The organism is Marinomonas sp. ATLA20, assembly GCF_057180105.1.
In genome coordinates this window covers 26212-50174 of the sequence record NZ_JBXUKU010000003.1, presented here as the reverse complement: position 1 = coordinate 50174, position 23963 = coordinate 26212, and the positions used below count along the sequence as shown (strand labels likewise).

Below are 23963 nucleotides of genomic sequence, written 5' to 3'. Positions count from 1 at the left end.
AATCTAAGCACCACGTTAAATTTATAGCGCAGGATTATAGAGGGAAATAAGCAGGAGGCCTATAATTCATTACAAACTACTAACGAATCACGAAATAGCCTTAATTCTTTCTTCGTTTATCTCACAAACCCGACGCTCGGCAGATGGGCATAAGACAATTACCAACAGAAGTCGTTAAAATGTCATAAAAAGCCCTGTAAAATACCTTTATTGAGCTAGAAAAAGCCCCCTCCTTTGCACTAGAATACACCGTTTTGACTAACGGGCAGGTTGCCATGATCAAGACACCTTATTACCTCATTGATAAAGCGGCTCTTCTTAAGAACCTAGAGAAGATCGCTTATGTGCGCCAAGAGTCCGGAGCCAAATCTTTATTAGCTCTTAAATGCTTTGCGACGTGGTCTGTATTTGACTTAATGCAAGACTACATGGATGGCACCACGTCCTCTTCCTTGTACGAAGTCAAGCTGGGAAAAACCAAATTTAAAGGTGAAACACATGCTTACAGCGTCGCCTATTCAGACGATGAAATAGCAGAAGTGTTGGATCACTCAGACAAAATCATTTTCAACTCCATTGGACAATTCAATCGCTTTAAAGAAGTCAGTAAAGACAAGACTCGTGGCTTGCGTGTTAACCCACAAGTCAGTACCTCTGAGTTTTTGATCGCCGACCCCGCTAGACCTTTTAGTCGTCTTGGCGAATGGGATCCTGAAAAAATCGCCACGGTGATTAACGATATCTCTGGTTTTATGTTCCACAATAATTGTGAGAACAACAGTTTTGAACGCTTTGACGAGATGTTAAACCTAATCGAAGAGCGTTTTGGCCACCTGATTCAGCAGGTAAAATGGGTCAGCCTTGGTGGCGGTATTCACTTTACTGGTGATGACTACCCAATTGATAAATTCTGCCAACGTTTAAAAGCGTTTGCTGAAAAATACGACATTCAGGTCTATTTAGAACCAGGTGAAGCCAGTATCACCAAAAGCACCACATTAGAAGTGACCGTACTAGACACATTGTTCAACGGTAAGAATTTAGCGGTCGTTGATAGCTCCATCGAAGCTCACATGCTGGATCTGCTGATCTATCGTGAAAATGCTAAAATGGCACCTTGTGATGGCGAACATGAATACATGATTTGCGGAAAATCCTGCTTAGCTGGTGATATTTTCGGTGAATTCAAATTTGATAAAACACTGCAAGTGGGTGACCGCCTGTCTTTCCAAGACGCAGCGGGTTACACCATGGTGAAGAAGAACTGGTTTAACGGTGTTAAGATGCCGTCTATTGCCATACGCCAATTGGATGGCAGCATCGAACTTGTTAGGGAATTCGGTTACCACGATTTTGAGCAGAACTTGTCTTAATTCTGCTTCGATTACTACTTTGGAGAAAGCACTACCATGAAAAAAAATGTTCTCATTATTGGCGGCGGAGGCGTGGCACAAGTTGTGGCACACAAATGCGCCCAACACAATGACACACTGGGCAATATCGCAATTGCTTCACGCAGCGTTTCGAAATGCGACGATATTGTATCCAGTGTCCTCGACAAAGGCAGCATGAAAGTAGAGGGCCGCATTCAAGCATTCGCCCTAAACGCTCTTGACGTGCCAGCAACCGTTAAACTGATTCAAGAAACAGAATCCCAGATTGTAATTAACGTTGGTTCAGCGTTTATCAATATGTCTGTGCTTGAAGCTTGCATGGAAACGGGGGCAGCTTACTTAGATACAGCAATCCACGAAGATCCAGCAAAAATCTGTGAAACACCACCTTGGTACGCAAACTACGAATGGAAGCGTCGTGACGCCTGTAAAGAAAAAGGTATCACCGCCATTCTAGGTGTTGGCTTTGATCCAGGTGTGGTTAATGCCTACGCAGCACTTGCGTATAACCATTACTTCGACAGCGTAAGTGATATCGACATCATTGATATCAACGCGGGTAGCCACGGCAAATATTTCGCGACTAACTTCGACCCTGAGATCAACTTCCGTGAATTTACCGGTGTTGTGTACTCATGGCAGAATCGTGAATGGAACGTCAACAAGATGTTTGAAGTAAGTCGTACAGATGACCTGCCTGTAGTAGGAAAGCAAACGTCTTACATGAGCGGTCATGACGAAGTACATTCTATTTCTCAAAACTTAAATGTGCCAAACGTACGCTTTTGGATGGGTTTTGGTGAGCATTACATCAACGTATTCACTGTATTACAAAGCCTAGGACTCTTGTCTGAACAGCCAGTTAAAACGGCAGAAGGCTTAGAAGTTGTACCGCTTAAAGTCGTTAAGGCCGTGCTTCCTGATCCATCTTCTCTTGCTCCTGAATACACAGGTAAGACTTGCATCGGTGATGTTGTTAAAGGCATCAAAGACGGCAAAGAAAGAGAAGTATTTATCTACAACGTAGCGGACCACAAAGACGCTTATAACGAAGTGGGTAGCCAAGGTATCTCTTACACCGCTGGCGTTCCACCAGTTGCTGCAGCCATCCTTGTTGCCAATGGCACTTGGGATGCAAAAGAAATGCGCAACGTAGAGCAACTTGACCCAAGACCTTTCTTAGGTTTATTAAACGAAATGGGCTTGCCGACTCGCATTAAAGACGAAACAGGTGATCACCCTTTCACGTTTTAATTGCTCTTCGATTACTAAGTAATACACTTAAATAACCCCCATTTGCGGGGTTATTTTTTGTCTAAAAAAGACTATTTTGTACAAGTACGGTATTTAGATAGTTTATTTTATTTATCTCTTACACACTTCAAGTAAAATCCTTACAATAATCTAACACTTTAATTATCTCCATTTAAAAGAATCAAGGAACATCGTCATGAAAAAGGAACTAAAAATTGCAGCGATAACAGCTGTAATCGCGCTAACGCTTTCAGGTTGTGCATCAAATCCAGACTCAGCATCCAATTTAGCGGCAGACGCAAAACAATCAGAAACGATTACTCAAATTAACGAGTACAAAAAAACACAAGACGATGCAGAGCAACAAGTAACTCAAGGTATCGAAGATGAGTTAAGCTGGTTCGCGACTGATGAGATAGAAGAGGCAAATAAAGCCCTAACAGAAGCAAAAGAATACTACGCGACATTCGAGTTTGACCCATCTGAGGCAAACAGCAGTACTGGACTTTTCACTTCAACAACAAACCTTGAAGCTGCAAACGAAAGCCTTAACCAATTTAATAACTACATGAATAAAGCAAGAAGCTTAAAAGCGGCCTCTTTATCCACTTTATCAGAAGCATTCGATTATCGTACTCAGCTTAATAAAATCGATGCTGAAGCCTATTTCCCAAGTACCGTTAAAGAGCTAGAAACAGATCTTAAAAAACTTGTAGATCAAATAGCAGAAGACAAAACAAATGACGCTATTGCAGCTCAGCCCGCACTCATTGCCAAACAACGCGCCCTTGAAATCAAAACAGTTACAAAAATTTATCTATCTGATGCGCAACAAGAACTAGACAAGCTTGTTAAATCAGACATTAATCAGCATGCACCAAAATCAGTCTCACGTGTGTCCGCCTCTTTAAATGCCACCATAGCTTTCATAGCGACAAACCCTAGAGACACTGAAGAAATCAAAGAAAAAGCAGACGGCGTACTCTTTTCAGCGAAAAGAGCAGAACAAATCGCATTAACTGTTAAGAAGCTAAAAGCGCTTTCTCAAAAGGATTATGAAGACTACGTTACTAGCTACGAGAAAATACTCTTCGAACTTAGCTATACACTTGGAACAAAAGATAAACGTGACCTTTCATTTGAACAACAAGGCAAAGCGCTTATTGCTTTTATCGAAGCAGATATGAAAAATAAAGATAAATCTGAAACGGTGCAGCAAGAACTACGTAAAAAATTAAAAGACCAAGAATCTTACTCAGAACTGCTTGAAGAAAAAATTAGCACTCTTACCGCTGACCTAGCAGATGTGAAAAAATCACTTGCGAACTCTATAGCTGAAAAACAAGCGGCAGAAGAAAAAGTAGTAGTAGAAGAAAAAACAGTAAAAAGCGCCGAGGCAGAAGTAGCGCCTGAAGCAGAAGTAACGGATACTACTTCAGTGGAATAACACACTTTCAAAGCATAAAAAACCAGAGCATGAGCTCTGGTTTTTTTTAAAACAAGATCAATTATCGATGAGCAAACGCCGTTTTCGTACAATCTCCGTCAATTTTGTCTTTCTCTTCTTCGAGAATCTCGTCGGTGAACTGTCCCATAAAGCAGCAACAAATCCCTTCACCAATCATGGTACGCGGCCCCATTGGGTGACCAATGTGCTTGTACACACCATGACTGTGACCATGAGAGTGGTCGTGTGAATGCCCATGACTGTGAGAGTGTCCATGACTGTGATCATGTGAGTGACCGTGGTCATGAGAGTGGTCATGATGTTTCAACACTAATGAGTGCCCATGATCCGCATGATCTAGCGCTTGAGCTAGGTTAGTAAAGTGTTTGGTATCGAATTCAGATAAGCCTTGAGTATCATCTTGTGGGTCAACAAATTCGGCATGGTGGTGATGAACATCCACTTCACCCGCTGCAAGACGACGCTTGAAGGAATTCATCAAGGTTTCTTCACCCGTTTGTAATTCCCCCTGCATGATTTCTTCGACACGGTTCTGAAAAGCATCAATAACACGAGGGTGATCATTCAAGTAAGGCGTTTGAATAAACTCAATCGCTGGGTTCTCTTGAGCAACCTTATCAACATAGCCCTGAATACGCTTGATCAAGCGACCCGTAAACAAGAAATATGGCGCAACGACAATGCGTTTAAAGCCAAGCTTCATTAGCTTTTCAAGACCCACACCAACCGATGGATAAGTCACGCCAGAATAGACGGTGTCCGCCCAACCAAAACCCATGTTTTCGTTAACAATACGCGTTAGCTTTGCCGCTTCTGCATTGGCAGAGGTATCTGATGTACCACGACCAACCACCACCAACATGGTGTCATAAAGGTTTTCTGGCGGATTTTCTGGATCAAGACCAAGGGATTCATAAATGCGCGCTTGAAAGGCGTCGATCATGTCATCTTGCAAGCCTAATTCACGCCCATAAGTGATCTTTAAACCTGGGTGTTTTTCTTCGTAGGTGGTCAATACAGAAGGAATGTCATTTTTCGCATGCGTCGCGGCAAACAGCATTCCCGGCACGGCATAGATTTCTTCAACACCCTGGTTGACCAAACTGTTTAAGCCCATATGAATATTAGGAGCAGAAAATTCTAAAAAGCCATATTCCACAGGAAGATCGGGATAGCGCGCTTTAAGTCCTTTCGCCACTAGGCCAAATTCACGTTCAGCGTCTTTATCACGACTGCCGTGACCACAAATCATAATGCCCTTTTTGGCCAGTTCTTTATTACTCATTATTTCTCTCTACTTTATTCATCTCAGCTAGTGATTAGTCTAAATACAACCAGCAAGGTTACAAGCGATCTTCTGCCCAAGATCACTGACGTTGTTCTTGTTGCTGATCTAAATCAAGCAACAAGGATTGAATTTTTTCACGATGTACATCGGCGTTCTGCCACATACCACGCTGGATGGCTTCTAATAAACGCTCACCCATTTCTTCTAAAGCTTGAGGGTTATTATCGCGCATAAAAGCTTGGTTGTCTGGATCCAATAACAATCGATCAGTTACTTGCTCATATTGATAATCTGCAACTAAATCAGTAGTGGCATCGTAAGAAAATAAATAATCCACAGTAGCGGTCATTTCAAACGCACCTTTATAGCCATGAGTCTGCATGGCGTCGATCCATTTAGGGTTCAGCACCCGCGAACGCACCACACGATTAAGCTCTTCTTTTAAGGTACGGATTTTTGGCGAACTCGGATTAGAATGATCACTGTGATACACGCTCGGTGCTTGCCCGCTAAACTCGGTAACGGCGTTGGTCATACCGCCTTGGAACTGATAATAATCGTCCGAATCCAGAATATCGTGTTCGCGGTTATCTTGATTTTGCACGACCGCATCTAATTGAGACAAACGCTCAACAAAGGCAGACTTAGCCTCTACTCCGTCTTGTTTACCATTGTAATTATTACCATCATACGCGTAACCGCCCCAGTTCACATAAGCTTCCGCCAAATCCACTTTGGTGTCCCAACAACGCTCATCAATCAAGCCCTGTAAACCAGCGCCATAAGCGCCAGGTTTGCTACCAAAAACACGATAAGTGGCTTGGCGACTCGCTTCTTCCACTCTCATGCCTTGAGCAAGCAATTTGCTTTTGCGCGCCTCCACATTGGCACGAATAACATTGCCAGTGCCTGGCTCTTGATAATCAGCAATGGCTTGCACTGCCGCATCATAGAGCCGCATAACGTTGGCGAAAGCATCACGAAAGAAGCCAGAAACACGCAAGGTAACATCCACTCGCGGGCGACCTAATTGCATGCAAGAAAGGATTTCAAAATCCGTCACACGATTCGACCCCGGCGCCCAAATCGGTCGAACGCCCATCAAAGCAAACGCTTGGGCAATATCATCACCGCCGGTTCGCATGGTAGCGGTTCCCCACACGGACAAGCCTAAATCTTTCGGATAATCACCATGTTCTTGTAAGTGTCGTTGAATCAGTGCTTCGGCCGATTGCTGACCAATCGCCCAAGCCGCCGGCGATGGAATAGCGCGATTATCAACAGAGAAAAAATTACGCCCAGTAGGCAAGGTATCTAATCGGCCACGTGTCGGTGCGCCGCTTGGGCCTGGGGGAATAAAACCACCAGCCAATCCTGTTATTAACGCCTGAATTTCATCATGAGCACTTTGCTGCAAAGCAACCAATAAGCGTTTTTTACTGTGCGCCAATAACACGGCGGTTTGAGGGAGTTTGGTTATTAACTCGTCTGTTGAGTCATCCCCAATCAAATGGCTCAAGACCAGCGACTTAGCCAATAATTCTAAGCGTTCTTTGGTATCTGCTTGGGTGCGCCACGTTAGTTCACTTACTGACTGCAAAAGCTCGGGCTTATTACCTAACCAAAGCGCTCGCTCACTTTTCATCGGATCGAAATCATCTTGCTCCAACGATAAGTCTTTTACCAAGGCGTGAAGAATACCTTGACTGGAAACCTCACTACCGCGAGGCAAACGCAACAAAGCCACCAGCGTGTCGGCAAATTTGTCGTCTTCGGGCAACTCTCCGAGACGATGTAAACCGTGGCGGATTTGCGCTTCTTTTATTTCACATAAATAGGTATCTAACCCTTCCAGTACAGAGTCATCGTTATCCGCTTGCACGCCTGCCAGCTCTTCAAGCAAATGTGTGGTTTGGACTTTTTCAAGAATTTTTTCACGCAACCAAGTTTCGCGGCGCACATCCATGCCCATGGCTTGGTAATATTCGTCTACTAGATTTTCTAGTTCAGCCATGTCGCCATAAGTTTCAGCGCGGGTCATGGGCGGCATAAGATGATCAATAATCACGGCTTGCGTGCGCCGTTTAGCCTGCGCGCCCTCGCCAGGGTCATTCACAATAAAGGGATAAAAATGCGGCATCGGCCCTAAAGCAATATCCGGCCAGCAAGACGCCGACAAGGCCGTACCTTTGCCCGGCAACCATTCAAGGTTGCCATGTTTGCCCACATGCACAAAAGCGTCAACTTTATAAATGTGGCGCAACCAAAAATAGAAGGCCAAATAACTGTGAGGCGGAATCAAATCAGGGTCATGGTAATTCGCCGCCAAATCTAAATTGAAACCACGAGCCGGCTGAATACCAACAAAGGTTTCGCCAAGCCGAATGCCTGCCAACATGATGCGTCGCTGGCCATTTTGTTCTCGGCATTTATGATCGTCTTCTGGCGGCCCCCAGCGATCCCAAACGGCGTGTTGGCATTCCAGTGGCAGCTGATAGAAATAGTGTAAGTAGTCTTCCAAGGCGAGGCTTTGCCAACAACCGCGCTCATGCAAGGTATTGGGATTATTGGTCACTGCCCCAAGTAATTCTTCGATCAAGGCATTACCGTGATCGGGAATATTCGCAATCGGATAGCCCGCCGCTTCTAAGGCTTTTAATAGATTCACCGTCGAGGCTGGCGTATCCAATCCCACGCCGTTACCAATGCGTCCGTCTTTGGTTGGGTAATTTGCCAATACCAAAGCGATACGCTTTTGATGATTTGGCTTACTGGCTAAATTGGCAAAACGCTTGGCAAGTTGAGCGACAAAATGCGCACGCTCTTCCTGTAACTCGTAACGCACTAAATCGACTTGGGCAATGTCGTTGTAATGACTTAACGCTTTGAAACTCACCGCGCGAGTAATAATACGCCCGTCCATTTCTGGCAAGACGATTTGCATGGCGACATCACGACTGCGAAGGCCTTGAGTTTGTCCTTGCCAATCCTCTTCGGTACTTCCAGAAAGAATCAACTGTAAAACCGGAATCGGCGACGCAAACGCCGATTGAAAGTCCGTAGGCTCAGAAGCCAAATCAGGGCTACCCACACGATTGGCAGCGAAACCTGTGGTATTTAAAATCACCTTAGCTTGAGTGCGTTCCACTAACGATTCGATCAAACCCACCGATACATCGTCTTTTAGTGAACTTACCGCTACGGCAAGCGGCACTAAGCCTTCCTGCTCTAATATCTCGATCAAGCCATCAAACATGGCAGTGTTGCCGCTTTGTAGATGTGAACGATAGAACGCCAAGATGGCGACCGGAGAGCCTTGAATTAATTCATCGGCATAGTGCTTCTGCCACTGGGCAAAACCAGACGAATGACCGGCATGATAAATCAAGGCGCTCGGTAAAGGAGCTGGCTCTTGCCAAGGGCAAGATGTACCGAAGTAACGATCCGTGAGGAAATAGAATAATTGCTGAGAGTTTGCTTGACCACTTTCCCGTAGATAACGCCACACTCGATAGCAGTCTTCTGGCTTTGCGGTAGAAACACTCGTTAACGAAGGGTCTTGCGAGTCATCCCCAGGCACAATAATTAAAGTACGACCCGCTTTGGCTTGCGCCCATTCTTGCAAGCGTTGAAAACCATACTCCCAATAGTGCTCACCACCCAGTAGCGACACAACAACGACCTTGGCATGATCAAGCACCTTATGCTCGTACAAATCGTAAGCAGCGGGTTTGACTAACTGCATCCAATTAGCAAGGCGAACAGAAGGTAGTGCCTTTGCATCAATAGATAATTGATCTAAAGCACTACCCAGCGCACCAAGTACACTATCCGCCGCGGCCAAAATAACTAAGTCGGCTGGGGATTGCCCAAGATCGACAATCCCTTCGTCGTCAACAAAGCCACCCGGTTTGGCTGCTAATAAGTGCACGGTTTCTCCAATTACGTTCTTTTACTAAATCAATCTAGTTATTAGGTTATTCGACACTTATTCACGGTGTTACGAGCGAAGCCAAGACGAGGCGAAAATAGACGAGAAAGCGGAGTTTATAGTTATAAATGAGCAATTCGAGTCTATTTTTAACAAAGTATTGGCAAGCGCAGTAGCCGTGATCAAGCACTCAAAGCATCATGTAATACATTCTCAACCTGCTCTTTACTAATGCCTTTGCCGATAAACACCAACTGAGTTTTGCGCACTTCTTCAGGTAGCCACAAACGATCAAAATAACGATCTAAACGCGTCCCTACTACTTGAAACACTTGGCGCATGGGCTTGCCATGCACTGCAGCAAAGCCTTTTACGCGGAAGATATTATGCTCTTCAACCAGTTGAGTAAGCGTCTCTTGCAAAAGGTCAGACTGAACTTCGCCCAATGTCACCACAAAAGAATCAAAATGATCATGGGCATGGTCATGATGTGCACCATGAGCATGATGATGATCATGGTGGTTATGTACTTCATCAATTCGGCTTTCGGTTGCAGCGTCAATACCTAACAAGACATCCAATGCCGCTTCGCCATTTTCGATATAAACAGTTTTTACTGTACTTGGCACTTCGTGGGCAATAATTGCTTGCACGCGTGCACGCTCTTCATCGTTGAGTAAGTCGTTTTTACTGACCACAACTAGATCGGCAGCGCTTAACTGATCATCCAGTAATTCTTGCAAGCTAGGGTCATGATCCAGACTTTCGTCCGCTTGGCGTTGTGCTTGAACTTTGTCTTCATCATGAGCAAAGCGGCCTGCAGCCACAGCAGCACCATCAACCACGGTAATCACCGCATCGACTGTGCAATGCTCTTTAATGCCCGGCCAATTAAAGGCTTGCACCAAAGGTTTTGGTAACGCCAATCCACTGGTTTCAATCAAGATATGATCAATATCACCACGGCGAGCAACAAGCTGCTGCATGACAGGTAAAAACTCTTCTTCTACCGTGCAGCAAATACAGCCGTTCGCCAATTCGTAAAAGCCATCATCACTGCGTTGGCTCCCCTCTTCCACCCCTTCTGGGCAATCAAGTGGACAAGAGCGCAATAGATCGGAATCTATGTCTAGCTCACCAAATTCATTAACGATCACGGCGATACGTTTGCCTGCCGCTTGCTTTAGCACATTGGATAATAAAGTTGTTTTACCACTGCCCAAAAAGCCAGTCACAATTGTTGTTGGAATTTTATTCAACTGCATGATTCATCCTTCTTACTTTTAGGGATAGTATTTTTAAATTTATGCTTTCTTAGACTTATGTATTTTACGAAAAATGTGCGCCTGTCCTTTATCGTATAAATAGGAATCTGCGAAATCTTCTGTGTCTAATACCTTCCCGACCAATATCAAACTGGTGCGAGTGAATTTTTTCTCTCTTACTTTGGCAACAATATCCGCTAACGTTCCCACCACATAGTCTTGATCTGGCCAACTAGTGCGATAACACACAGCAACGGGGCAGTCTTCACCATAATGAGGAATCAGTTCTTCGACGATCTTATGGATTCGAGTAATTCCAAGATGAATCGCTAACGTCGCACCGCTTTGTGCTAAAGCAGGCAAACGCTCTCGTTCTGGGAAAGGTGTTTTGCCTTCATAGCGCGTCATAATAACGGTTTGAGAGACGCCCGATAAGGTCAATTCTTTGCGCAATAACGCAGCCGATGCCGCCACAGCACTAACACCAGGAATGACTTCATAATCAATATCTAACGCTTCTAAACGGCGAATTTGCTCGCCAATCGCACCATATAAAGCAGGGTCACCAGACTGTAAACGTGCAACGTCTTTGCCTTCTTGAGCCGCTTTTTCGATGACTGCGGTGGTTTCATCTAGATTCATTTCGGCTGTATCATAAATCGCTTCGGCTGTACCACGGACACTATCGATCACCTGTGGTGGAATCAAGGAACCGGCATAAAGAACAATCGGGCAGCGCTCCATGGTTTTGACCGCTTTCACTGTCATCAAATCTGGATCACCAGGGCCTGCGCCAATAAAATACACTGTCATTTTTTTCACTTACCTTTTATAAAAAAGCTAAAGCTTTTTAGAGTAGCCCTAAAGCTTTTTAGAGTAGCCGCGCGGCGTATAAATCCAATTCTTATCACCATTAACTATGTGTTTGGTGTCGGAGTTCCCAACGCTAACCATGGTGAACATATCCACATCTTTTGCGTCTAATTCACCCAGTGTCGTAAAAGTAATATCTTCTTCAGGGCGTGTTAATTGACGCCCAATCATCACAGGTGTGCTGGCGGGACGATATTCCAATAGGACATCACGAGCGTGGTTAAGTTGCCAATCTCTTTTCTTTGAAACAGGGTTATAAAACGACACGACAAAATCACCCGCGCCACAAGCGTGCAAGCGTTTATCGATGGTTTCCCAAGGGGTTAATAAATCGGAAAGTGAAATAGTACAGAAATCGTGACCCAGCATGGCGCCAACACGACTTGCACCGGCCTGCATGGCTGAAATACCGGGGATAACTTCAATATCGACATCTAGCCATTCCGGATGGTTTTCTTTGCCTTGCAGTTGCATATCCAGCAATTCAAACACTAAAGTCGCCATGGCATATATGCCAATATCACCACTGGAAATTAACGCGGTATTTTTTCCTTGTGCGGCCAAATCAAGCGCCAAGCGCGCACGACCTATTTCTTCACCTAAAGGCAGGTTATGAAAGGTTTTACCGTCACTAAGCTCACCCAATAAATCCAAGTAATAGCCGTAAGCCACCCAATCGCTACAAGCGGCCAATGCCTTGGTGGCATTTGGCGCGACCAAACCTAAATCACCTGGCCCCATACCCATTACAAATAACTTACTCATGCACTCTCTACAATATAATCAAGCGCCATAGGGCGCGAATGATGCCATTGTACACGGATTGCAAATATGACGGGATGAAAACACCACTATTTAAAGTGAGCAATGTTCAGGTAATGGAATTACGATTTAACGCGAACAAGGCGACAATGGCTTTTGTCGGCACCATTGAATTCTAACTCAGCCTCAGCACCATGAATCCAAAAAGACAGGCCTTCGCCCAGATAAAATGCACCAGATGCACTGATTGCATGAGTCAATACATAGCTTTGATCTTGCCAAGTTAATTTGGCTTGCTCGGCATGGAAAAATATATTTAAAGGCGAGTTTTCACAAATATAATCAGCGGAATTGGTTTGGTCTATGTCCTCTATCTCGTTCGCACTATCTGTAGGCGCGACGCCTTCATTCATAGAGCTACAAGCCGTTAACCCCACTAAAAAAGTACCGACCAAGACACCTTGTAGAAGTAGCTTTTTAATTTGCACTAGTATGAGACTCCATTCTAAAACTTTAATGGTCCAATTTTTTCCATTCCTGACCAAAAGGTCATCACAGATAACACCTCAGATATTATCAGTTCATAGTATATCGAGCCAGATAATAAGCTCTACTGAGCGATGTAATTTATTAGTTACTTTTTGTTACCTAAGCACCTTTGAGTAATGTTCAGTAACTGAGTAGTCACAAAATCAACACAATTGAAGGCAATGGACACTTTGACAGCCGTCAATAAAAACGAGTATATTCCACTAGTCGGATTTATCCGACTTCGTTCTCGGGGCGGGGTGTAATTCCCCACCGGCGGTAAAGACTTTACGTAAAGTAAAATTTAAGCCCGCGAGCGCCTTTAAGAAGCCTTTCTTTTAGGGTCAGCAGATCTGGTGTGATTCCAGAGCCGACGGTTATAGTCCGGATGATAGAGAGCGCGTCAGACAAGACCTCTATTGGCATAGTGCATTTTGCTTTGCCGTATTAAAGGTATGCCATTTAAAAATGGCGTATTTGCCTGCCCGTTCGCCCTGATTCACCTTAGATATTTTAGGATTAAAAAATGAATCAGAGCTCAACGAATAACATAGATTTCACTCCAGCTACTAAACGCATTGCTATTCTTCATGCTTCTTGGCACGAAGATATTGTAATGAATTGCGTTGACGGCTTTAAAAACGAACTCATCTCTCGCGGCTATGACGCGTCTTTAATTGACGTCATTCCTGTGCCTGGCGGCTACGAAATCCCATTACAAGCAAAACTGCTGGCGAAAAGTGGACAATATTCCGCTATCGCTGGAACAGCACTGGTTGTAGACGGTGGCATTTATCGCCACGATTTTGTGGCTCAGGCAATTTGCAATGCATTAATGCAAGTTCAATTGGAAACGGAAGTACCTGTTTTAACAGCAGTACTAACACCTCACAACTTCCATGAGCACGACGAGCATAAAGAATATTTCAGCCGTCATTTTGTTAAAAAAGGCATGGAGCTGGCGAATGCTTGCGATCAAACTATGCGCTTAACAGAAAAAGCGAAGCAAATGCTTTAAGCGTTTGATGTAGAAAGAACGGAAGCTAAAAAAACGGCTCTTATCTCAGGATTCGAGCCGTTTTTTTTTGTCTTAGCTATAACCGAAACAACTCTAGCACCTAAAAGAACAGGCATGAGCCCTAAGAAAAGGCATGAGAGCGAAGCGATTGATAAAGTTCACTATTTTTATCCTCTTCAATACACAACCCCAACATATCGTCGATAAAAAAGCCTAAAGCTCGTCGCTCTATTCGTTCAATTCCTTGCTGCTGTTGTAGAGGCAAATTGGCATATTTTGATGCTGCACCGAAATCCCCAAACAATACATGTCCGTTATCATTGATCAAAGTATTGTGGGCATAAAGATCACCATGGCTGACTTTTTTCTCACAAAAGTGCGCGATCAGTTGATCCACTTGCTGAATAATGCGAACAATTTTATCAATAGAGAATTGTTGATCCTCCACAAACGTATCCCGCGTACAAGACTCAAGACTAGGGGGTTGACCTAAATTCGTATAATGCGCTGGAATCAACTCCATCACGAGCGCCGAGCAATCATCTTCTGTCACCTTGGCAAGCGGTTGAACCAGATTATTGTGGCTTCCAACAGCAAGGCATGCATCAAGCTCATCCTCGGGATAACCATCGCTAGTCACATCACCTTTAAACACTTTTACAGCGACCGAATCTGAGAAATTAAAGCTATTCTCCCGCCAAGTAGCGCGAGAAATAACGCCTGATGCGCCCTGCCCTAACACTTGATGTAACTCTAAATCGCGAAAAAATACGGTTTTAAATTCATTGTGCGGATCACGTTGAGCACAAAATGGATTACCAGAGAAGGCCAACCAAGCCAAGCGTGGCAAGGCTAACAACGCATCAGGGAAAGCTATCAACTTATTGGCCGATAATCTAACCAACTCCAGTTTACGACATTCCTTAATGGAATCAGGAAGAGCGGTTAAGCGATTCCCAGCCAATGCCAGCTTTTGCAGTCGCGTCAATCTTCCAAAGTCGTCAGGTAAAGAGGTTAATTTGTTATCCGTAAGAATCAACCAACGAGTCAATGTTGGTAACGAATCCGAAGAAACAGTAGTAATTTGGTTACTTTTGAAACCAATCATCTCCAATTTTTCACACTGACCTAAAACCTCAGGCAATTGAGTAAAGCGATTGTTTGAGCAAAAAAGTATACGCAGCTTTTTAAGACGTGATAAATCCGCTGGCAGCTCACGTAATTTGTTATTAGATAGATCCAAAATTTCTAGGCTGTCGGCGAGGTCAAAGATAGCCTCGGGAAAAACGCTTAAATTTTCGGATAGCTGTAGGCGAGTAACGCCTTTCAACTCTCCACGATTAAGTTGGTCAAGTGTGTGCAAAATAGAACTCTTTCTAAATAAAATTTATGCGTATTATAACAATTACATAGGTGGAATGGTGATGATTAAGTCTGTCGCACCAACATCAATCCCCATTTGGGAAAGTAAAGTGGTTATCTGGCCCCTATGATGAGTCTGATGATTAAAAAAATGCTGCAAAGTGAAACCAAACCTTTGCGAGTGCTCGATGCCCTTCATATTTTTGTACATTAGGGCCGATGACAGCATCTCATCTGTTATCTCATTCATCATGTCTATAATTAACTGATCTAGCCGAAATCGCTGACTTTGAAGTAAGAGTAGATCATCGAACAACTGAGTATTCAGCGTGGCTGGTCGCTCTAGCGTTCGAACAAAATCTAGACTAGAAAGCTCTGAAAAATGATCCGCGAAGCGTTTCAACCAGATAATATCTGCAGCCAGGTTATGGTTAAGCGTACCGAGTACAGAGCCAAAAAATGCACCTTTATCTTCAATTAGATCAGCATCGCTCAACTCAGCAACAGCCTTATAAACCGAGAGATTCATCCATTGATTATAAGACGCCATAAGCTGCAAATTTTCTTTTACCGACATCCTCATCGTCCTCTTGATGCATTTGTTAAGCCGCTAATAAAACAGCGATTAGAGCAATCAACCCCGGCAAGCCTTGTACAAACAAAATCTTTTTACTTGACGTAATTGCGCCATAAACGCCAGCAACAACAACGCAAAGTAAAAAGAACACAGTTACCTGCGAACCAGCCGCACCAAGCCACAACCCCCACAACAAACCGGCTGCGAGAAAACCATTGTAGAGACCTTGGTTTGCAGCCAACACCTTACTCGCTTTAGCAAAATCTGGTTTCAATCCAAATACTTTCATGCCTTTAGGTTTATCCCAAAGAAACATCTCAATATACATAATGTACAGATGCAAAAGAGCAACCAGTGCCGTAGTGATAATTGCAATTAATTCCATAGATATAGCCTCTTATTTTTATTCCATCTAATGAACATTTTATACCTAGTTCGGGAGCTTTTAACGAGTACACCGAGAAACTATTTTGCTTTTTCTTGGTCTAGTTTATTAAGCATGCTTTACATCTCATTTTTCAAGCTTTCCTTGCTCTTCATCGATTTTTTCAAGCTTTGCTTGAAAGTCACGCAGAGCAATTGTTAAAGCACCAACCGCAACACTTGGCTCAATATCGTGACTTTCAAGCAACTCAATAAGATCAACTGCCAACTTAACATGATCTGGCGCGTGGTCTAAAGACATAAAAACTCCATATAGAAGACTGCAACAATCTATGTGTAAAATGCGTAAATAGGTAATTAAAAAACTTTTTTGACGTCTATAATGGCTTTTTGCATTACGAATTGTTCGACGTAAAATAAAACAAATACAATACACACAGAACATAAACAAGCCTAATTTAAAGAGGTTCTCGTGATTACAAATGAATTTTGGTTGGATCGATGGAAAACAGGGCGTATTGGCTTTCATCAAGAAGGCGTCAATCCGAAACTAATTGAGTTCTGGCCTATTTTACCCAAAGGCAGCCGAGTGCTTGTGCCTTTATGTGGAAAGTCCAACGATATGATCTGGTTAGCCGAGCAAGGTTATGAAGTCACAGGTGTTGAACTCTCTTCTCTGGCGGTGATTCAGTTTTTAGGGGATAACGATCTGGCCTATAACACACAGCAAGATGGCGGCTTAAAAATCCATACCGTTGACGGATTGCCATTACGCATTGTCGAAGGTGACTATTTTCAATTCACCGAAAACGAATTTGATGCCTGCTACGATCGTGCCGCCATGGTAGCCATGCCTGATTCAAAGCGGACTGAGTATGTTTCTCACACTCTTGAGCGTTTGTCGTCATCTGCTTGCGGTGTTTTGATTTCGTTACAGTACAATGGTGATCAGCAAGGACCTCCATTTTCCGTTGATGAAGACAGTGTTATCTCACTATGGGGAAGCAAAATTCAGAAAATTACTGCAGAAAACCTAGCTCTGACGAATCCCCAATATAAAGAGCAAGGACACAATATATTTGAGGAAAGTGTGTGGCGCATTCAACCCTAGATAATATAAGGCTGAATAGACCTAGATTAGACTGTCTACCCTAGGTTTTTTCTGGGATAATACGGCACAATTTTTCACCGATAATCCATGTATCCTCGTAATGACAAAGAAAACCGCTGACCATTACGCCCGATACCAAGAGTAAATAATGATCAAACGACATAAAACCGCCAAAGAACTCTTTTCTTACCCATTATATTGGGCTGAGTGTTATGGCGTTTCGCCCTTTCTACCAACTACCAGAGAAGAAATGGATGCTCTTGGCTGGGATAGCTGTGATGTGATCATAGTGTCAGGTGACGCTTATGTGGATCATCCTAGTTTTGGTATGGCGGTTTTAGGTCGCTTATTAGAAGCACAAGGCTACCGAGTTGGTATTATTGACCAACCCGATTGGCGCAATACAGAAGACTTCATGCGCCTTGGTCGTCCTAACCTATACTTTGGCGTTACCGCTGGTAATATGGACTCCCTGATCAACCGCTACACAGCCGACTTGAAAGTACGTAATGACGACGCCTATACACCTTACGGTGTTGGCGGAAAACGTCCAGACCGCGCGGTTATTGTTTACTCTCAACGCTGTAAAGAAGCGTTTCATGATGTTCCAGTCATGATTGGCGGAATTGAAGCCAGTCTTCGTCGTATTGCTCAATACGATTACTGGAGTGATGAAGTTCGTCGCTCAGTGTTAATCGATTCGACGGCCGATATTTTACTTTACGGCAATGCTGAACGCGCCATGATTGAAGTCACCCACCAGATGGCAATGGGCAAAACCCTTGATGAACTCACTAATATTCGCGGCACAACCATTGTCCGAAATACGCCGCCTGGTGGTTATACGGAAATTGATTCAACACGCGTAGATTGGCCTGGTAAAGTCGATCAAATTTACAGCCCTTACGAATACATTCCGGAAGGTAAGTGCCAAACTAAGGATGAAGAAGAGTCCGATGTTATGCCGATTCGAGTCATTCCCGCTCCACTGCGTCGTGGTGAAAAACTCGATCCGGAAAAAACCTATATACGTTTACCATCATTCGAAAAAGTATCTAAAGATCCTGTTTTATACGCCCACACTTCGCGTATTTTACACCTTGAGTCTAATCCGCATAACGCACGTGCTCTAATTCAAAAGCATGGCAAGAAAGAGATCTGGGTAAACCCACCACCAATTCCATTGGAGACACCAGAAATGGATGGCGTGTTTGATTTACCTTATGCACGAGTGCCCCACCCAAAATACAAAAAAGCCCGAATTCCGGCTTATGACATGATCAAGACATCAATCAATATCATGCGTGGCTGCTTTGGTGGATGTACTTTTTGCTCAATAACCGAACACGAAGGGCGCGTCATTCAATCTCGTTCACACGAATCTATTTTGAATGAAATTGAAGATATCAAGGCAAAAGTCCCAGGCTTCACTGGACACATTTCAGACCTTGGCGGGCCTACCTCTAACATGTACACGCTGAACTGTAACGATGATGAAGTACAAGCGTCGTGCCGCAAGCTTTCCTGCGTTTACCCGACCATCTGTTCTAATTTGAATACAGATCACAGCCCAACAACTCAGCTGTACCGTAAGACGCGTGCAGTTGAAGGTATTCATACTGTCTCGATCGCCTCTGGCTTACGCTATGACCTTGCTGTGGAAGATCCAGAGTACGTTCGTGAACTGGTCACCCATCACGTTGGCGGACTGCTAAAGATAGCACCAGAGCATTCAGAAAAAGACACACTATCAAAAATGATGAAGCCTGGCATGGGAACTTACGATCGCTTCAAGCGCATGTTTGATAAATACTCTAAAGAAGCGGGTAAGAAACAACATTTGATTCCTTACTTTATCGCTGCCCACCCAGGTAGCTCAGATGAAGACATGCTTAACCTTGCAGTATGGTTGAAAACTAACGATTTCAAACCAGACCAAGTACAAACCTTTTATCCGTCGCCCATGTCATTAGCAACGGCCATGTATCACTCTGGCAAGAACCCACTAAAACCGGTTACCTATAAGAGTGAAGACGTTTATACCCCTAAAGATGCCAAGCAACGTACGGTACAAAAAGGCTTTTTGCGCTACCACGATCCAAGCAACTGGCAGGATCTGCGCAACACCTTAATAAAAATGGGTCGCCCTGAACTTATTGGCCACGGTGATAACAAACTGGTGCCAGCTGAAGAGAAAGATAAACAGGTGCGTCGTCGCCCTCAAAAAGCCAAACCTGGCCAAGCGACAGGCGCTTCTCATACTTCAAATAGACCAACCATGGAAAAGAATGCGGCTGCTGAAAGAGCACGTCGTAAAAACAACAACGGCGGCGTGACTGCCACTCCTGCAAAACGTCGTAAGACTAAAATAAAGTCTCGTCAGCAGTAAGGCTCATAAAAAAATAAGTATAAAAAAACGCGTCATATGGTCCCAATAGGAGGGAAACCAATATGACGCGTTTTTTATGCCATTAGCATTTAACGATTCGACAATTTACTTCGCCTACGACAGGCTATCACTAACTCAACAGCAGATATAAAGATTAGGGTATAACCTAATGTCTCAATCCCCTCTTCTACTATATTTTTAACAATGCGCATATAGGAATCTCCCATGACAGCTTGCCAAAACGATGCGCGCCCCATCAATCGAGAAAACGCCAATATAGTGACAAAACCTGCCAAGAATGTACCAAAGCTTGATTGCAGAGAATACTCTTTTAAAGAAGCGTAAATAGAAGAAAATTGCCCCCATAAAAAAATCAATACACAGACAAAAATAAGACATACGATGGTTTGCCAAGCCCCATCAAACACATACTGGTCTAACAGTGAATCAGATTCACGGACAAACATCATAGCCATCAAAGCGCCTAAAAGTGTAGCCGCTATGTTTAGCTTTTTATCTACACGTGCCGCGTAAAGAAATAACATACAACTAAAAAAAGACATGAAGTCTTGCATATGCTCTGTAAGGGTTTTCTCACTGTATTCAGCAGCAGACAGTAATTGATACCCTTCCAAAGAAATGAGCTGCGCAACGCCTGCGACAGCAAAAAGATAAACGAAACCACGAAGAATGAACATGAAAAGACCTCAGCTTGTAATGCCGAGATTTTAATGAAAAAAAAGTAAAAAAACGATGTGTGACAATAAGATGACACTATCATTTCTTGATTATGAGTTATGTCATGTCAGTTATAATAAAAAGGCAATTAATGAACAAATTAAGACGATTTATAGTCAATTAAGTTTAAAGATGCATCTCTGTCCATCAATTCATCCTGCATACTTTCCACATGGCCAGCTACTTCGTCAGGGGAAGAAAAATGAGCAATATGGTACATAGCGTCACCTTCTTGAACTAATGGAATATTTTGTTTGCCAATGATAATCCCACCATTTTTACACAAGACTTTATCTAAAATATCACCATATGGATCTTTAATTTCGGCTAACACATCACCAGCTTCAACAAGATCGCCTAGCTCTTTGATATGCGTCGTAAAACCACTATCGGTCGCTCTTACCCAACTACTATTACGTGCAATTCTTGGCTCAGATAAAGATTTTTTGCTGCGCGACTTAGGCAACATTCCAAGGTGTCTCATCACACCAACAATCCCCTTCACTCCCGCTCTTATAGATAGCTCGTCAAAACGCAATGCCTCACCGGCTTCATAAAGAATAACCTTGGCTCCTACATCATTGGCACATTCACGTAATGAGCCATCACGAAGGTTAGAGTTCATTAAAACAGGGACGCCAAAAGCTCTGGCAATCTCCAGTGTTTCAGGATCATCAAGGTTCGCGCGCACCTGTGGCAAATTAGTGCGATGCAAACTTCCAGTATGAAGATCGATACCATAATCCGCTTTAGAAACGATTTCACTCAAAAAGCGATCCGCCACACGCCCTGCTAACGAGCCACGCTGGGAGCCAGGAAAAGAGCGATTTAAATCACGACGGTCAGGCAAATAACGACTTTGACTCAACACACCATAGCCATTAACAATTGGCACTGCGATCAAAGTGCCCTTTAAGCTCTCAAGATATTTGCTTTGAATGATTCGACTAATAATCTCGATACCGTTCAATTCATCACCGTGAATCGCAGCACTAATAAACAAGGTCGGACCAGAACGCTTGCCGCGTTTTACAAACACCGGCATAGACATATTCGTGTCGGTATACAACTTTACCATTGGCAGTTTTATACGAGCAGTACCACCTAACGGAATCTCAACGCCACCAATTGTTAAAGCTGTTTTACCCATTAACCTTTCCCTTTTGTTTTTGTACTACCCAATAAAGCGGTTTTTTCAATGTGCGTTATGATCATAGAAGCCACGTCTTTGCCCGTTGCAGATTCGATACCCTCCAACCCTGGCGAGGAATTTACTTCCATAATAAGAGGACCATTGTTGGATCGCAGAATATCAACACCGCACATATTCAAACCCATTACTTTTGCCGCTTCTACTGCTGTGCGCCTTTCTTCGGGAGAAAGCTTAACCAAAGATGCCGTTCCACCACGATGAAGGTTAGAGCGAAACTCGCCGTCTGCACCTTGTCTTTTCATTGCGGCAATTACTTTGCCACCCACCACCAAGCAGCGGATATCAGCACCACCCGCTTCTTTAATATATTCTTGTACTAGGATATTGGCTTTTAGCCCCATGAAAGCTTCAATAATAGATTCTGCCGTTTTGTTTGACTCCGCCAAAACCACACCAATTCCTTGCGTGCCTTCCAATAGTTTAATCACCACAGGAGCGCCACCAACATTCTTTAGCAAGTCACCTATCTTATCAGGATGATGTGCAAAACCCGTCTTAGGCAACCCCAAGCCCTTACGCGACATCAGTTGCAACGATCTTAACTTATCTCGTGAGCGACTGATCGCAACAGATTCGTTAATACTGTAAGTACCCATCATTTCGAACTGTCTAACTACGGCCGTTCCATAAAAAGTAACTGATGCGCCAATTCTTGGAATAACCGCATCATATTTCGGCAGAGGCTTACCATCGTAACGAACGGAAGGGTTGCTACTTGTAATGTCCATATAACAATGCATCGTATCAATTACATCTACCTCATGCCCAAGCTGCTCACCGGCCTCAACCAATCGACGAGTAGAATAGAGTCGTGGATTACGAGAAAGAATTGCGATTTTCATAGATGTCCTTTGAACAAAATAAGAAAGCAAACGTACAAACGATGCTTATAAAAAGAATTACGCCATTGGCGCGAGAATAGTAAATAACCTTATATTTAGAAAGAGATTTCATGCATTTTACATAAAAAAATCTCCAAGCCCCTTTATCTAATAAGGGTGCTCAGAGATTTTTTAGGTGACCTTACAGAAATTACGATTATTTCTTAGGTGCAAACGGGTTTTCAGAGGATTTAAATTCAAAAATAATCGGGGTTCCGGTGATATTCAACACCGTTCTAAATTTATTCTCTAAGTAGCGTTTGTAACTACCTGGTAAAGCACTCGTTTGATTTCCATGCACAACAATACGAGGAGGATTCGATCCACCTTGGTGCGCATATCGAAGTTTGATTCGACGACTATTCACCATTGGAGGCTGATGTTCTGCAACCGCATCCTCAAGAATTCTTGTCAAACGGTTTGTTGACCATTTGGCATAGCAGGACTCATAAGTGCTTTCAATCGTATCGTACAAATCACCAACGCCAGTACCATGCAAAGCTGATATATAATGAACTTTCGCATAGGGTACAAATCCCAAACGACGCTCAACTTCACTCTTGATATGCTCACGATCGTCTTTCTTAAGACCATCCCATTTATTTATAGCCAACACCACACCACGACCAGCATCTAATACATAACCGATCATGTGAAGATCTTGTTCAACCAAGTCTTCATGGGAGTCAATGACAACAATAACTACGTTAGCGTCTTGGATAGCCTGTAAGGTCTTAACAATAGAAAATTTTTCTACCGCTTCCTTCACATGTTTACGACGACGCACACCTGCCGTATCAATAAGAGTATATTCTTTATCATGACGTACGTAAGGAATGTAAACACTATCGCGCGTAGTGCCTGGCATGTCATACACAACAACACGATCTTCACCTAACATACGGTTTACCAATGTAGATTTACCTACGTTTGGTCGACCTACTACACCAATGCGAATACCACGTGACTCCAAACTAATTTGGTTCTTAGCTTCCTCAACGCGTTCTGCATAAGGCAGCATCACCTTATCAATCAGGACATGTACACCTTTACCGTGAGAGGCGGCGATAGGATGTAGTTCACCCATCCCTAAAGAATAAAAATCCGCCAACGCGATATCTTCATTAATGCCATCGGTCTTATTCACCACAAGGGAAACAGGCTTATTTGAACGACGCAAATGATTAGCGATCATTTCGTCTGCAGGATTCAAACCATGACGACCATCAACAAGAAACAAAACAGCATCTGCCTCTTCTATTGCCAATAAAGACTGGCGCGCCATTCTTTCATCTATACCCTGCTCATCACCACTGATACCACCAGTGTCGATGACAATAAATTCATGCTCACCAAGCTTACCGTCACCGTATTTACGGTCACGAGTTAGCCCTGGATAATCGGCAACTAAAGCATCACGGGATCTCGTCAATTGATTGAAGAGAGTCGATTTGCCAACATTGGGTCTACCTACCAATGCAATAACTGGAATCATTTTTTTACCTATAAAAATACAAAGTGGCCACC

The 23963-nt window shown here is 43.5% G+C and carries 20 protein-coding genes and 1 riboswitch; of the genes, 6 read left to right on the top strand and 14 right to left on the bottom strand.

The genetic code is table 11. The features are described 5' to 3' along the window. Window positions 1–275 precede the first annotated feature (275 nt). From nspC to AC2A4J_RS06625, 3 genes are all read left to right on the top strand, one after another. Window positions 276–1373, top strand: coding sequence for a carboxynorspermidine decarboxylase (gene nspC / locus AC2A4J_RS06635; protein ID WP_484175393.1), 1098 nt, complete (start codon window positions 276–278; stop codon window positions 1371–1373). A gap of 36 nt (window positions 1374–1409) precedes the next feature. After that, entirely contained in the window at window positions 1410–2648 is a 1239-nt protein-coding gene (locus tag AC2A4J_RS06630) for a saccharopine dehydrogenase family protein (protein WP_484175392.1), read from the top strand. A 196-nt stretch (window positions 2649–2844) separates the two neighbouring features. After that, window positions 2845–4095, top strand: coding sequence for a hypothetical protein (locus AC2A4J_RS06625; RefSeq protein ID WP_484175391.1), 1251 nt, complete (start codon window positions 2845–2847; stop codon window positions 4093–4095). A gap of 61 nt (window positions 4096–4156) precedes the next feature. Here the strand turns inward: AC2A4J_RS06625 and AC2A4J_RS06620 are convergent, their stop codons facing one another. The 6 genes from AC2A4J_RS06620 to AC2A4J_RS06595 form a co-directional block, all read right to left on the bottom strand. Beyond that, entirely contained in the window at window positions 4157–5401 is a 1245-nt protein-coding gene (locus AC2A4J_RS06620) for a sirohydrochlorin chelatase (RefSeq protein WP_484175390.1), read from the bottom strand. Between the two features lie 82 nt (window positions 5402–5483). Then, window positions 5484–9335 carry a cobaltochelatase subunit CobN gene (cobN, locus tag AC2A4J_RS06615; RefSeq protein WP_484175389.1) on the bottom strand — a complete coding sequence of 1284 codons (3852 nt, stop codon included), beginning with the start codon at window positions 9333–9335 and terminating at the stop codon, window positions 5484–5486. 182 nt (window positions 9336–9517) lie between these two features. Next, on the bottom strand, window positions 9518–10600 hold the full coding sequence (cobW, locus tag AC2A4J_RS06610) for a cobalamin biosynthesis protein CobW (protein WP_484175388.1): 1083 nt from the start codon (window positions 10598–10600) through the stop codon (window positions 9518–9520). Window positions 10601–10639: 39 nt separating this feature from the next. Next, window positions 10640–11413, bottom strand: a complete 774-nt coding sequence (cobM, locus tag AC2A4J_RS06605) for a precorrin-4 C(11)-methyltransferase (protein ID WP_484175387.1) — start codon at window positions 11411–11413, stop codon at window positions 10640–10642. 48 nt (window positions 11414–11461) lie between these two features. Then, window positions 11462–12238, bottom strand: a complete 777-nt coding sequence (gene cobJ / locus AC2A4J_RS06600; RefSeq protein ID WP_484175386.1) for a precorrin-3B C(17)-methyltransferase — start codon at window positions 12236–12238, stop codon at window positions 11462–11464. A gap of 119 nt (window positions 12239–12357) precedes the next feature. After that, window positions 12358–12723, bottom strand: a complete 366-nt coding sequence (locus tag AC2A4J_RS06595) for an MliC family protein (RefSeq protein WP_255828380.1) — start codon at window positions 12721–12723, stop codon at window positions 12358–12360. 282 nt (window positions 12724–13005) lie between these two features. Next, window positions 13006–13167, top strand: a riboswitch (FMN riboswitch). Window positions 13168–13289: 122 nt separating this feature from the next. On the opposite strand from AC2A4J_RS06595, the gene AC2A4J_RS06590 reads away from it, so the two are divergent. Beyond that, a complete protein-coding gene (locus AC2A4J_RS06590) occupies window positions 13290–13781 on the top strand; it encodes a 6,7-dimethyl-8-ribityllumazine synthase (RefSeq protein ID WP_255828379.1) in 492 nt (163 codons plus the stop codon). Window positions 13782–13902: 121 nt separating this feature from the next. On the opposite strand, the gene AC2A4J_RS06585 is transcribed toward AC2A4J_RS06590, so the two are convergent. The 4 genes from AC2A4J_RS06585 to AC2A4J_RS06570 all read right to left on the bottom strand — a co-directional run bounded on the left by AC2A4J_RS06585 (window position 13903) and on the right by AC2A4J_RS06570 (window position 16405). Then, window positions 13903–15144 (bottom strand): protein kinase, encoded by a 1242-nt coding sequence (locus AC2A4J_RS06585; protein ID WP_484175385.1) that lies wholly within the window; start codon window positions 15142–15144, stop codon window positions 13903–13905. A gap of 42 nt (window positions 15145–15186) precedes the next feature. Beyond that, the gene (locus AC2A4J_RS06580) at window positions 15187–15720 is read right to left on the bottom strand and encodes a DinB family protein (protein WP_255828377.1); all 534 of its coding nucleotides are present in this window, start codon (window positions 15718–15720) and stop codon (window positions 15187–15189) included. Window positions 15721–15745: 25 nt separating this feature from the next. Beyond that, a complete protein-coding gene (locus AC2A4J_RS06575) occupies window positions 15746–16105 on the bottom strand; it encodes a DUF1304 domain-containing protein (protein WP_255828376.1) in 360 nt (119 codons plus the stop codon). A 126-nt stretch (window positions 16106–16231) separates the two neighbouring features. Then, window positions 16232–16405 (bottom strand): DUF2496 domain-containing protein, encoded by a 174-nt coding sequence (locus tag AC2A4J_RS06570; RefSeq protein ID WP_255828375.1) that lies wholly within the window; start codon window positions 16403–16405, stop codon window positions 16232–16234. Window positions 16406–16576: 171 nt separating this feature from the next. Here AC2A4J_RS06570 and AC2A4J_RS06565 point away from each other — a divergent pair, with 171 nt between their 5' ends. Continuing rightward, window positions 16577–17215 carry a class I SAM-dependent methyltransferase gene (locus AC2A4J_RS06565; RefSeq protein WP_484175384.1) on the top strand — a complete coding sequence of 213 codons (639 nt, stop codon included), beginning with the start codon at window positions 16577–16579 and terminating at the stop codon, window positions 17213–17215. Window positions 17216–17363: 148 nt separating this feature from the next. After that, complete coding sequence (locus AC2A4J_RS06560; RefSeq protein WP_255828373.1) at window positions 17364–19604, top strand: YgiQ family radical SAM protein; 2241 nt, start codon at window positions 17364–17366, stop codon at window positions 19602–19604. 89 nt (window positions 19605–19693) lie between these two features. Here AC2A4J_RS06560 and AC2A4J_RS06555 read toward each other — a convergent pair whose 3' ends face one another. The 4 genes from AC2A4J_RS06555 to der form a co-directional block, all read right to left on the bottom strand. Further along, on the bottom strand, window positions 19694–20302 hold the full coding sequence (locus AC2A4J_RS06555; protein ID WP_255828372.1) for a hypothetical protein: 609 nt from the start codon (window positions 20300–20302) through the stop codon (window positions 19694–19696). A gap of 140 nt (window positions 20303–20442) precedes the next feature. Further along, the gene (locus AC2A4J_RS06550; protein WP_255828371.1) at window positions 20443–21492 is read right to left on the bottom strand and encodes a succinylglutamate desuccinylase/aspartoacylase family protein; all 1050 of its coding nucleotides are present in this window, start codon (window positions 21490–21492) and stop codon (window positions 20443–20445) included. Further along, window positions 21492–22397, bottom strand: coding sequence for a 30S ribosomal protein S6--L-glutamate ligase (gene rimK / locus AC2A4J_RS06545; protein WP_255828370.1), 906 nt, complete (start codon window positions 22395–22397; stop codon window positions 21492–21494). The genes AC2A4J_RS06550 and rimK overlap by 1 nt, the downstream gene beginning before the upstream one ends. Before the next feature lie 196 nt (window positions 22398–22593). Beyond that, window positions 22594–23931: a ribosome biogenesis GTPase Der gene (gene der, locus AC2A4J_RS06540; RefSeq protein WP_255828369.1), complete on the bottom strand. Its 1338-nt coding sequence runs from the start codon at window positions 23929–23931 to the stop codon at window positions 22594–22596. Window positions 23932–23963: the final 32 nt, after the last annotated feature.